Origin of the sequence: Flavobacterium sp. 3HN19-14, assembly GCF_051373205.1 — a bacterium.
Taxonomy (GTDB): domain Bacteria; phylum Bacteroidota; class Bacteroidia; order Flavobacteriales; family Flavobacteriaceae; genus Flavobacterium.
Genome location: NZ_JBPPZT010000001.1, coordinates 186,818 through 199,319, shown reverse-complemented (window position 1 = coordinate 199,319; position 12,502 = coordinate 186,818). Strand labels below are relative to the sequence as shown.

The following is a 12,502-nucleotide window of genomic DNA, read 5'->3' as shown; positions in this document are numbered from 1 at the left end:
GAAATAAATGAAAACCGCATTGAACGCTACAGAAAACACATCTTCCATAAAAGCCATCTTCACTGATTTTAAAGAAATCACCAAAGCTGGATTGGCGGTCAGCGTTGTTTTTTCGTCGATTGCAGGTTTTATGCTGGGCGTTCCTGATTTTCAATCGCTCAACGGGATGACATTAATCATGCTCGGCGTTGGCGGTTACTGCATGGTCGGCGCATCGAATGCCTTCAATCAAATTATTGAAAAAGACCTCGATTCGTTGATGGACAGGACGAAAAACCGTCCGGTACCGTCAGGAAGAATGTCGGTTACGAAAGCATTTGTCATAGCTTCAATATTGACAATTGCGGGTTTGGTTATTCTTTATAATATCAATCCGAAATCAGCGATGTTCGGTGCGATTTCTATTTTTTTATACACCAGTGTTTACACGCCGCTTAAAACAGTGACGCCTTTGTCGGTTTTTGTCGGAGCCTTTCCGGGCGCGATTCCATTTATGCTGGGCTGGGTGGCCGCTACAGGCGAATTTGGTATTGAAGCCGGCACTTTATTTCTGATACAATTCTTCTGGCAATTCCCGCATTTCCTGGTCCGATTGGCTGGTTTTTATACGACGATTACGAGAAAGCCGGGATTTTCATGCTGCCTTCGGGAAAGAAAAATACGACGACCGCTTTGCAGACAATTTTATATACGGTTTGGATGATCATCGCCTCACTGTTGCCGGTTTTAGGCTACACCGGGCAATTGCTCATTTCGCCAATCGCAGCGGTTTTGGTATTTTTACTGGGAATGTGGATGCTGTTTTTTGCGGTGAAATTGTACCAGCAGAGAACTGCAAAAGCCGCGAAAACACTAATGCTCGTAAGCGTTTCTTACATCACGCTTTTACAATTGATTTATATATCTGACAAATTTTTACGATAATTATGGCAATGACTTTCGAAGAACATAAGGAAAGGAACGCACGCTCCAAAAAAATGCTTTTGTGGTTTGCAATGATCAGCATGATAATGGTTTTCGCCGGATTGACGAGCGCTTACGTTGTAAGTAAATCGAGAGCCGACTGGAAAAGCTTCGAAATGCCGGTGTCATTCATCATTAGTACCGTTGTGATTTTGATCAGTAGTGTGACGTTTCATCTGGCTAAAACTTCCGTTCAAAAAGACAACAGAAGTGCGGCTTCTGCGTATCTTTTGACTACTTTAGTGCTCGGGATTTTATTTGTTTATTTCCAGTTCAGCGGATTTCATGAACTGTATCTGAACAATCTTTATCCTTCGGGCGATGCAAGCCGGATTACGGTTGCTTTTTTATATGTGGTCGTATTAACGCATTTATTGCACCTCGCAGGCGGATTAATTTCGCTTTTGGTCATAATTTATAATCATTTTAAACAAAAATACAATGCTTCTCAAACCCTTGGAATAGAGCTAGGTGCGATGTTCTGGCACTTTCTCGATTTTTTGTGGCTGTATTTGTTTTTGTTTTTATATTTCTTTAAATAAGAAAAAAACGTAAATTTGGGAACTTTTAACGAATAACTTTTATGGAACCGACAGTTACTACTGCAAACACCGGACAAAAAACATGGGGCGGCGGCAACGAGCCACTCGGGGCAAGCTATGGCAAATTGATGATGTGGTTTTTCATCGTATCTGATGCCTTGACTTTCTCTGGATTTCTTGCCTCTTATGGTTTTTCCAGATTTAAATTTATCGAAACCTGGCCTTCTGCCGAAGAGGTTTTTACCCACTTCCCGTTCATGCACGGCGTTCCGGCACCGATGTATTATGTGGCTTTGATGACCTTTATCCTCATCTTCTCTTCTGTAACGATGGTTTTGGCGGTAGATGCTGGTCATAAATTACAACAGTCAAAAGTGGCGCTTTATATGTTCCTGACCATCATCGGTGGTTTGATATTCGTAGGCTCACAGGCCTGGGAGTGGAGCAATTTCATCAAAGGGGAATACGGCGCAATCGAAACAAAAGGAGGAAGTATCCTGCAATTCGTTGACAACACCGGAAAAAGGGTGAAGATGGAAGATTTCGTGGTGCAGCTTCCTGAAGAAAGAGAGCAACTCACCAGAAATAAAGGAAAATGGTTCATGAAAGAAGCAGCTTTGCCAACTTTTTCAGTAACTGAAGTACAGGCAGCGTTTAAAGCACATCCGGAATTATTGGTAAGAACGGAGGTTATTTACGAAGATTCAAAGGAAAACCGAGAAGACAAAACGCTTCAGCCTGGTTTGAACCATATCAAGCACAAGGAAATTTTAACAAGAGCAGAATCTGAAAGAAGACTGGCATCAGCACATTTGGTTGTTGAAGGTGCCAATCTGGAAAGAAACGAATACGGAAGCAAATTGTTCGCCGATTTCTTCTTCTTCATTACCGGTTTCCACGGTTTCCACGTATTTTCAGGCGTAATCATCAACATCATTATCTTCTTCAATGTAATCTTAGGGACTTATGAAAAAAGAAGAAGTTACGAAATGGTAGAAAAAGTGGGTCTTTACTGGCACTTCGTGGATTTGGTTTGGGTATTCGTATTCACGGTTTTCTATCTGGTTTAATTTTAAAAAAGTTATTGTCATGGCACACGATCATACATCAAATACAAAAAGAATCTGGTTCGTTTTCGGTTTATTATCTGTTGTAACCTGTGTTGAGGTTGCTTTTGGTATCTACAAACCAGAAATATTCCACCTTCATTATTTTTTAGGAATGAATCTTCTGAACTGGCTTTTCTTACATCCTTACAATTGTAAAAGCTTACTTCATCGTCTGGGCGTTCATGCACATGGAAGGCGAAAAAGCAAGCCTTCGCTGGTCAGTTGTAGCACCGGTGATTTTCCTGGTTTGTTATTTACTCTTCATCCTTTTGGTTGAAGGCAATTATATATTCGAGGTTTTTAGAAATGCCACCATAAAATGGAATTTTTAACAGCATATTAATTCAGAAAAAAGACGGTTTTACGACCGTCTTTTTTTATTTTGCATCGGAAATATTCCGCCAGAAAAATGAAGAAAAATTTTGTTCTTTTTGTCCTTTTCGTCCTTCCGATTGTAGCCTATCTTTTTTTTGCTTCGGGCGTCAACAGCTTTTCAAAATTGCCGACCGTTACGCCGAATATTCCTGATTTCGGGCAATGGCAATCACTCAAAGGTGAAAAAGTGTCGCTCGACAATAAAATCACCATTCTTGGTTTTTCAGGGACTGAAATCGTAAAGAACCGCGGTAATTATTTCAATCTTAACGAAAAGATTTACCAGCAATACCACACGTTTAAAGATTTACAGTTCGTTGTCATCTGTCCGCTTGGTTCAGAAGCCGATGTGAAGAAAGTACTCGGTGCGCTTGATGCTTTTACAGATATTTCCGGATGGCATTTCCTTTTCGCCAGGCCTGAAGAAATTCAGACCTATTACGATTCCTTGAAATTGAAAGGAAAACTCAACGCCGATTTGGGAACGCCAAACGTTTTCATCGTCGATAAACACCGAAACCTGCGCGGCCGTAAAGACCCGAAAGAATACAAAGAAGGCTACAACACTTTTCACCCGTCGGAACTCAGCAACGAAATGCTCGACGATTTCCGCGTAATCTTATACGAGTACCGTGCGGCACTGAAAAAGAACCATTTTAAGAAAGAAAAAGCTGCTTTTCCACATGAAAAATAAATCATACATCGCCATTTCATTTGTCATTTTGGTTTTCGGGATTTTGGTGGTTCCGAAAATCGTCGAGCGCATCAAAAACAATGATGTCGTTCAGGGCGATCGCCTCAATGTTGTTTCCAATAACAAATCTGCGGAAGCGTCACTATACGTCATGGGGCCTGCGCCAAAATTCGAACTGACCGACCAGAACAATCAAACTGTGACCAACGAGACTTACAAAGGAAAAGTTTATGTTCTCGAATTTTTCTTCGCGACCTGCCCGAGTATTTGCCCGCGAATGAATGCAAGCTTGAGAACAGTTGAAGACTTATTCTACGGCAACAAGAATTTCGGCATCGCATCCATCACCATCAATCCTGAAAATGACACACCGGAAGTATTGAAAAACCATGCGAAATTATTGGGCGTAAAATCGGAAAACTGGCATTTCCTTACGGGAAAAAAAGATTACATCTATGATCTTTCCAACAAAGGATTCAACATTTATGCGGGAAGAAATGAAAAAATCGCGGGCGGATTCGAGCATTCGGGTTATTTCGCTTTGATTGACAAAAAGGAGACATCCGCTGCAGATTGAAAGACGGCAACCCGATTATGTACTACGACGGGCTCGACAAAGGCGGCGTCAACGATTTAAAAGAAGATATCAAAATTTTACTCGAAGAATAATGGAACAAACAGCAACAGAAAAGAAATACAACATTTGGATCGTACTTTTATCAATCGTTATTCCACTTGCAGTCGTCGCGCTATTCGGCATCAGGCTTAAGGATTATGGCATCACAGTAACGCCGTTAAAATTTTTACCGCCGATTTACGCAACAATCAATGGGATTACCGCCATTTTGTTGGTGACTGCAGTTAATGCTGTTAAAAACGGAAAACGCCAGTTGCATGAAAGGCTGATGAAAGTCGCGATCGGCTGTTCGGTTTTGTTTTTGCTGATGTACATTGCTTACCACATGACTACCGAAGAAACAAAATTCGGTGGTGAAGGCGCAATAAGATACGTTTATTTTTTCATTCTTATCACACATATTGCTTTGTCAGTCGCAGTTATTCCGCTGGTTTTGATTTCTTATGTGCGCGCTTTAGGACAAAGTTTTGAGAGGCATAAAAAGATTGCAAGAATCACGTATCCGTTGTGGCTGTATGTGGCTGTGACCGGCGTTGTCGTTTATTTTATGATTTCGCCTTATTATGTTTAATTTAGTCGAAAGTCGAAAGTCAAAAGTTGAAAGGTGGATTGCTGCATTGCTACTATCTGCTATCTGCTATCTGCTTCCTGCTGTCTCGAATGCCCAATGCGCCATGTGCCGAGCCGTTCTTGAAACCGAAGAAGGCACCCAAAAAGCCGAAGCCGTTAATGACGGAATCGTTTACCTGATGGTTTTTCCGTATTTATTGGTTGGGATTTTGGGTTTTGTAATTTATCGGGTTTATAACAAAAAGAAGAAAGCTAAAATTGAATAATTAGCAATTCATTATTTCAGTCCGTCGACATTTACATCAACATTTCCCGTCACTACCAAAAAGGCAATAATCGCTTTATTGGTCAACTGCACTTTTTTGAATTCAATGTCGTTGATATTCCCATTGATGAAAACACCCGCAGTCGGCGAATAATTTTTCATGTATTTGAGCATGTTCTCTTTGCCTTCGTCGAGGTTTGGTTTAATAGAGTAACGACAGCTTTCCTGAATTTTCTTCAGGATCATTCCGCTGGCAAGCCAATTGGCAGTTCGCATTAAAGTGCTTTTCGTATCCAAAGCATAATCAAGCTGATCGAAGAAAATCTCTTTCGTAGCTTCATTGTATTGTGGAAATCCCGACAAATAAATCGTTCCGTTGACGCTTCCCAGCAAATCGAGCGCAATCACCATCTTGCCGTTTTTGTGCCAAAGCGCGACATTTTGAACTGTGACTTTCTTGCTTCCCGAACCGAATTCCTTTCCCTGAAAATTCTTTACCATCACCGCAGACGCGTCTTTATAAGTGGAAACGGCCACGATGTTTGCGGTGATTTTTTCAGGAATTGAAGCCACAGGTTTCAGCACGATTTTATTGCGGTCGAATTTGCTTTCAGGTTTTTGGCCGACTAATGTCTCAATCGTACATTTCAAACCCATATTCATCGCAATGGTTTCCTTCTGCAATTGCGCGTCGGTCGTATATAATTCCGTCGGGACAATGCGCAGCCAGCTGTCATAATCGGCACTCATTTGCGAAGGCGTGCAGATTTTTTCGAGTGCGTCGAGTACATTAGGCTTAAAATCCATTGATTTTTTGATGTTTTCGTCAATGCTTCTTTCGATTTTCGTTTTGAAAAGTTTCACTGCCGGATTGATTAAATAAGTGATGGCGATGCTTTTTCCGGCAATATCGATGGTCGGACTTTCCTTCCAGTCGAGCGATTTCAATTGTGTTGTAGTGTTGAGTTTCCAGTTGGTCAGGCTCACGTCGCTTACCAAAGTGAGCACGCCATTGAAATTGAATTCACGCGTATCCATTAATTTGATGCCCATTTTGTTGATGCCATAACGGTAATTTACGGTAGCTTTCAAAGGTAAAATGGTCTTGATTTTTCCGTTTTCGTTAGAAAGTGTAATTGGCGCCAGTTTCCAGACTTTTACAGTATAATCGTCGTCTTCGATGTTGTCATCTTCATAAATCAAACCTGTCATCAATTTGTTCGTCTGATTTTCGATGTCTTTCAGTTTGATTTTTATCGGAAGGCTGATAAACGACGGCACATTGTCGTAAAGCAATGGCGAAGCGTCATCAGGCTCAGGTTTTAAAGCGGCAATTTTCTGAGTCGACGCGCAGCCTGAAAGTACTATAATCGAAATGAAAAATAACAGGAAAGATTTGATTGGTTTCATGATTGTGATTTTGAGCGGTAAAATTAACGATTCGCACCACATAATTTCAAAATTCCTGTAACATATTGCTTTTTTTGACGTCTTAATCTTATAAATGCAATCCTTTTTAAGTATTAACGTTTCTTTATAAAAGAGTTGCCTTTCTTCTGATTAATATTGCCCAAACCTAAACCAAAATGATTGAAATTACCGATTTGCACAAATCCTATAAAACGGGAAAATCAGAACTTCATGTGCTGAAAGGCATTAATTTCAGTGTCAAAGAAGGTGAGTTGGTAGCCATCATCGGTTCTTCAGGTTCAGGTAAATCAACATTGCTTAACATTCTCGGAATCCTCGACGAAGCCGATTCGGGCACTTACAACCTCGACGGCACATTAATCAAAAACCTCAATGAAACCATTGCGTCAAAATACCGCAACAAATTCCTGGGGTTCGTGTTTCAATCATTCAATCTCATCAACTACAAATCAGCACTCGACAATGTGGCTTTGCCGCTGTATTACCAGGGGATCAAAAGCAGCCAGCGCCACGAGATTGCCATGAGTTACCTCAAAAAAGTCGGCCTCGAATCCCATGCCGCGCATTTACCGAGTGAATTGTCAGGCGGGCAAAAACAGCGTGTCGCCATCGCACGCGCATTGGCTTCGCAACCGAAAGTGCTGCTGGCTGATGAACCGACAGGTGCTTTGGATACCAAAACTTCCTATGAAGTAATGGAACTCATCCAGCAAATCAACGACGAAGGAAAAACCATCCTTATCGTAACCCACGAGCCTGATATTGCCGCGATGTGCAAACGCAATGTCGTGCTAAAAGACGGGCTCATCATAGACGACAAATTCATCACACAACAACGCGCCACTGCTTATGTTTAATATCGAACGCTGGCAGGAAATTTTTGAAGCGATCGGGAAGAACAAGCTGCGTACTTTTTTGACCGGAATTTCCGTCGCGTCCGGGATTTCATCCTCGTGATTTTACTCGGAGTTGGAAAAGGACTACAGAACGGCGTTGAAAAACAATTCGAAAATGATGCCGCCGGTATCATCGACATCTGGTCGGGAACCACAACGGTTGAATACAAAGGATTAAACCCCGGACGCGAAGTTCAGTTTCATAATAGTGATTTTGACATGACCACCCAGAAATACGGTGACCAGCTGGAACGAAAAAGTGCCACCAGCAACATCTGGAACGGACTTGTAGTCAACGGAAAAGAATCGGGAAATTACCAGCTCCGCGGCGCTTATCCGGATCATCAATATATCGAAAATATCAGCGTGATTTCAGGAAGGTATTTCAATAATAATGACGTCGATCAATATAATAAAGTTACCGTTATCGGGCAAAAAGTAAGCAATGACTTATATAAAGGAAAAAATCCTGTAGGCGAGCAGATTTTGCTCAACGGAATTCCGTTTAAGGTCATCGGCGTCTTCACAGATCCTGCCGGCGAAAGAGAAGAAAGCCGTACTTATTTGCCTATTACCACCGCACAAAGGGTTTTTGGGAATGCAGATAAAATCAGCGGCCTGTCTTTCGTAATGAAAAAATCTCCCGATTATGACGAAGCATTGGCGAAATCAAAAGTTTTCAGCGAAGGCGTCGAGCAATTGCTGAAAAGCAAAAATACGATTGCTCCCGAAGATGAAGGCGCGGTTCATGTGCACAATTCAGTAGAGGATGCAAAGAAATTTTATGACATCAATCTGTACATACGCCTGTTTTTCTGGTGGGTCGGCATTTGTACGATTGTCGCAGGTGTCGTTGGCGTGAGTAACATCATGTTGATTATTGTGAAAGAACGAACGAAAGAAATTGGTATCCGTAAAGCTTTAGGAGCACCGCCGATTTCAATCATCGGAATGATATTGCACGAATCGATTTTCATTACGACCATTTCCGGTTTTGTCGGGTTGCTGATGAGTTTGATTTTGCTGGAAGTCATCGGCCCGATGGCGCAAAGCGATTATTTCGTAAATCCGCAAGTCGATTTTAATGTTGCTTTTACAACGTTGGTTTTACTGATTTTTTCCGGTGCACTCGCCGGATTTTTCCCAGCTTATCGCGCAGCCAAAATCAAGCCTATAATTGCCCTAAGAGACGAATAATATGTTTGATAAAGACAAATGGAATGAAATTTTACAGGCTTTAAGCGCCAATGTTTTCAGGACAAACCTGACTGCATTTGGTGTTTTTTGGGAATTTTCATTCTAGTGATTCTGCTCGCGGCAAGCAAAGGCCTCGAAAATGGCGTTAGAAAAGGCTTCGAAGGCACGGCAACCAACACGATGTTCATGTGGACGCAAAATACTTCAAAAGCTTACAAAGGATTTCCGCAAGGCCGTGATTACAACTTTAAAAATGACGATGTTCAGGCATTGAAAGATAATTTTCCGGACCTGCAATTTGTATCACCCCGGAATCAATTAGGCGGTTACAGAGGCGCCAATAATGTGATTCGTGGTACGAAAACTGGTGCTTTTACCGTTTACGGCGATTACCCGGAATTGGTTTACCAGGAATCGATGAGCATCACCAAAGGCCGTTTCGTGAATTACGAAGATATCCGCCAAAAACGAAAAGTAGCCATTATCGGCGAAGGTGTCATCAGCGAATTGTACGAAAACGGCGAAGTAACTATCGGAAGTTATATCAAAATCAATGGCGTGAATTTTATGGTCGTCGGCATTTATAAATCGAAAGGGCCATGGCGATGATGCAGAAAGCGCTCAGAAAAATGTTTTTATTCCGTTTACGACTTTTCAGCAGGCATTTAATTATGGCGAAGTGGTGGGATGGATGACAATTACTGCGAAGGACGGCGCCTCGATCACCGAATTGAAACAAGGCATTTTTGATTTCCTCAAAGCGCGTCACGATGTGAGTCCGGACGACGACCGCGCCATCGGCAATTTTGATTTATACGAAGAGTTCAGCAAAGTACTCGGGCTTTTCGCCATCCTCAAATTTATCGCTTATTTCGTGGGAACTTTAGTTTTACTTTCGGGCGTCATCGGTATTTCAAACATCATGCTGATTGTCGTGAAAGAACGCACCAAAGAAATCGGTATCAGACGCGCTTTGGGTGCTACACCAGGCGCTATCCGCAGACAAATTCTCACAGAATCAATTTTCCTGACCATCATCGCCGGAATGCTCGGCATCGCAACCGCTACCGGATTGTTGGCAATTCTGAATCACATATTAGACTCGATGGCAAGTGAAGACATGATGTTTGCTAATCCAAGCGTCGATTTGGGCGTCGTCTTTATCGCGCTGATGATTCTGATATTTTCGGGATTGCTCGCGGGATTCATTCCTGCACAAATCGCCATAAAAGTCAAACCCGTTGACGCATTAAGAACAGAATAAACCAATCAGAAACAATTATAATCAAATGAAAAGAGGCATTACCATTACCATTTTAATATTCATCGCCATTGTTTTTTTCGGGGCGTTGTATTATCTGTACAACAAAAACCAGCAATCGCCTGTAGTTTTTGAAACTGAATCGCCTGAAACGAAGACTATTATCAAAAATACAATCGCAACAGGAAGCATCGTTCCGGATGAGGAAGTTTTGATAAAGCCAAACATTTCCGGAATCATTGAAGAAATATATATCGAAGCTGGCGGTTATGTAAAAGCCGGCGATTTGATTGCGAAAATCAAAGTTGTACCGAATGTAAATAACCTGAATGCTACCCAAAATCAGGTCATCAGCGCTAAAAACGAACTCGACAATCAGGAGAAATCATATAAAAGGCAAAAAACGCTTTTTGATAAAGGCGTGATTTCTGCCAATGATTACGAAGCTTCGGAATTAGCATACAAACAAGCAAAACAAAATTACAATGCCACAAAACAGAGTTACGAAATAGTAAAAACGGGCACTACAAAAAGCCTCGGAAGTGCCGCCAACACAATGATCCGTTCTACAGTTACCGGAATGGTGCTGGAAGTGCCCGTAAAAGTCGGTAATCAGGTTATCGAAAGCAATAATTTTAACGAAGGGACTACAATTGCAAGTTTAGCCGATGTTGATAAAATGATTTTTGTTGGGAAAGTCGATGAATCAGAAGTCGGGAAAATCAAGGAAAACCTGCCGATTGAAATCACAGTCGGCGCCATCGAAAACAAAAAATTCGATGGCATCCTGAATTACATCGCGCCGAAAGGAAAAACCGAAAATGGCGCCATCCAATTCGAAATCAAAGCGAAACTAACCCATCGCGACAGTACTTTCATCCGTGCGGGATTAAGTGCGAATGCCTCAATCATCCTTGATAAAGCGAATGATGTGCTGGCAATAAAAGAAGGCTTGGTGCAATTTGACGAAAAAACCAAAAAGCCATTTGTAGAAGTGCAAATTTCCGGACAAAAGTTTGAAAAAAGAGACGTTGTATTGGGCGTAAGCGACGGAATTTATGTCGAAGTCAAAAGCGGTGTCAAAGCATCTGACAAGATAAAAGTCTGGAACCAGGGCCTTCAGAAAGACGAGAAGAAGCAATAATTCCCATCGACAGAAATAATCAAAAACGAACCGAAATCAGTAAAAAACATTAAATTTGCATGGCCGTTGGCTGTGCTTTTATCCCAGATCATGAGAAAAAACAGTATTCTTTTATTCTTCATCCTGCTGACCGGAATGTCGCTTCAGGCACAGGTCAAAAAATCGACCCTCCGCGAATGCGTTGAATATGCGCTGCAAAACAATATTACCATTAAGCAAACCGATCTCGATAACCAACTTGCTGCCATCGACAAAAGCGATGCTTTCGGAAGCATGTTGCCAACACTGAATGCTTCGGCTTCGCACAGCTGGAACATCGGACTTAACTTCAACCCAATTACCAACAACGCTGAAACGCAGACTTTCCAAAATACAAATGTAAGTGCGAATGTCGGTGTCGATATTTACAAAGGACTTCAAAACCAAAATCGCTTAAGGCGCACGAAATTAGCGATTGTTGCGGCGCAATACCAACTCAGCAAAATAAAAGACGATGTTTCGCTGAATGTTGCCAATGCGTTCCTTCAAATCCTTTTCAATAAAGAAAACCTGAAAGTCCAGAAAGAGCAATTGGCCAACAACGAAAAGCAGGAAAACCGCACGATGGAATTGGTCAATGCCGGTTCTGTGCCGCGTGGCGATTTACTTGATATAAAAGCTACGGTTGCCGCCAATAAACAAGCGGTCGTGATTGCAGAAAATACACTATTCATTTCAAAATTAAGTCTCGCGCAATTGCTGCAACTCGACGATTTTCAGAATTTTGATGTTGCTGATGATGATTATGAAATTCCGAAGAGTGAAACAATGCTGCAGGCACCGGAAGCCATTTATGCAAAGGCAAAAGAGCAAAGAGTAGAACTGAAAATTGCACGCACCAACCTTGAAATTGCTGAAAAAGATGTCAGAATTGCCTATGGCGCTTACCAGCCTACTTTCCGTGGATTTTACAGTTTCGGTAGTAATGCAACCAATGCTTACGAGAATCCTTTTTTTATGCAATTGAGCGATAACAAGAGCCACGCCTTTGGCTTCAGCTTAAATGTTCCGGTTTTTAACGGATTTTCGGTTCGCAACAATGTGCGGCGTTCAAAAATAGCTTTGGAGCGTTCAAAAATAGCTTACAGCCAGCAGGAATTAGATTTGGAAAGAAACGTTTATACCGCTTTTAAAGATGCAAACGGTGCTTTAAATTCATACGAAGCTGCAGTTTCAGCACTTGAAGCCCGAACGGAAGCCTTTAATTATGCGAAGGAAAAATTCAATGTCGGTTTGATGAATGCATTCGATTTGAATCAGGCGCAAACCTTATATGTCAATGCGCAATCTGAAGTTTTAAGAACAAAATTCGATTATATTTTCAAGGTAAAAGTAGTCGAATTCTATTTCGGGATTCCAATAATTCAAAACTAATTTCT

At 41.6% G+C, this 12,502-nt stretch carries 9 protein-coding genes and 5 pseudogenes; 13 read left to right on the top strand and 1 reads right to left on the bottom strand.

Annotation, left to right across the window (positions count from 1 at the left end; all coding sequences use genetic code 11):
- Positions 1-19: 19 nt before the first annotated feature.
- The 8 genes and pseudogenes from cyoE (at position 20) to ACSLFW_RS00985 (ending at position 5,156) form a co-directional block, all read left to right on the top strand.
- Positions 20-924: pseudogene (gene cyoE, locus ACSLFW_RS01020) on the top strand (heme o synthase).
- Between the two features lie 2 nt (positions 925-926).
- Positions 927-1,505, top strand: a complete 579-nt coding sequence (locus ACSLFW_RS01015; protein ID WP_436554270.1) for a cytochrome c oxidase subunit 3 — start codon at positions 927-929, stop codon at positions 1,503-1,505.
- Positions 1,506-1,546: 41 nt separating this feature from the next.
- Complete coding sequence (locus ACSLFW_RS01010; protein ID WP_436554269.1) at positions 1,547-2,575, top strand: cytochrome c oxidase subunit 3; 1,029 nt, start codon at positions 1,547-1,549, stop codon at positions 2,573-2,575.
- Positions 2,576-2,594: 19 nt separating this feature from the next.
- Positions 2,595-2,946: pseudogene (locus tag ACSLFW_RS01005) on the top strand (cytochrome C oxidase subunit IV family protein).
- A gap of 77 nt (positions 2,947-3,023) precedes the next feature.
- Positions 3,024-3,683, top strand: a complete 660-nt coding sequence (locus tag ACSLFW_RS01000) for a hypothetical protein (protein WP_436554268.1) — start codon at positions 3,024-3,026, stop codon at positions 3,681-3,683.
- A pseudogene (locus ACSLFW_RS00995) lies at positions 3,673-4,352 on the top strand (SCO family protein). Before ACSLFW_RS01000 ends, ACSLFW_RS00995 begins: the two are co-directional and overlap by 11 nt.
- Complete coding sequence (locus ACSLFW_RS00990) at positions 4,352-4,891, top strand: DUF420 domain-containing protein (RefSeq protein ID WP_436554267.1); 540 nt, start codon at positions 4,352-4,354, stop codon at positions 4,889-4,891. The pseudogene ACSLFW_RS00995 and the gene ACSLFW_RS00990 overlap by 1 nt, the downstream one beginning before the upstream one ends.
- Positions 4,892-4,994: 103 nt before the next feature.
- Positions 4,995-5,156 carry a hypothetical protein gene (locus tag ACSLFW_RS00985; RefSeq protein ID WP_436554266.1) on the top strand — a complete coding sequence of 54 codons (162 nt, stop codon included), beginning with the start codon at positions 4,995-4,997 and terminating at the stop codon, positions 5,154-5,156.
- 11 nt (positions 5,157-5,167) lie between these two features.
- On the opposite strand, the gene ACSLFW_RS00980 is transcribed toward ACSLFW_RS00985, so the two are convergent.
- Positions 5,168-6,565: a DUF4403 family protein gene (locus ACSLFW_RS00980; protein ID WP_436554265.1), complete on the bottom strand. Its 1,398-nt coding sequence runs from the start codon at positions 6,563-6,565 to the stop codon at positions 5,168-5,170.
- A gap of 176 nt (positions 6,566-6,741) precedes the next feature.
- On the opposite strand from ACSLFW_RS00980, the gene ACSLFW_RS00975 reads away from it, so the two are divergent.
- The 5 genes and pseudogenes from ACSLFW_RS00975 (at position 6,742) to ACSLFW_RS00955 (ending at position 12,497) form a co-directional block, all read left to right on the top strand.
- Positions 6,742-7,443, top strand: coding sequence for an ABC transporter ATP-binding protein (locus ACSLFW_RS00975; protein ID WP_436554264.1), 702 nt, complete (start codon positions 6,742-6,744; stop codon positions 7,441-7,443).
- Positions 7,436-8,679: pseudogene (locus ACSLFW_RS00970) on the top strand (ABC transporter permease). Before ACSLFW_RS00975 ends, ACSLFW_RS00970 begins: the two are co-directional and overlap by 8 nt.
- 1 nt (position 8,680) lies before the next feature.
- Positions 8,681-9,943, top strand: a pseudogene (locus tag ACSLFW_RS00965) (ABC transporter permease).
- A 25-nt stretch (positions 9,944-9,968) separates the two neighbouring features.
- A complete protein-coding gene (locus ACSLFW_RS00960) occupies positions 9,969-11,084 on the top strand; it encodes an efflux RND transporter periplasmic adaptor subunit (RefSeq protein ID WP_436554263.1) in 1,116 nt (371 codons plus the stop codon).
- Between the two features lie 90 nt (positions 11,085-11,174).
- The gene (locus ACSLFW_RS00955) at positions 11,175-12,497 is read left to right on the top strand and encodes a TolC family protein (RefSeq protein WP_436554262.1); all 1,323 of its coding nucleotides are present in this window, start codon (positions 11,175-11,177) and stop codon (positions 12,495-12,497) included.
- Positions 12,498-12,502: the final 5 nt, after the last annotated feature.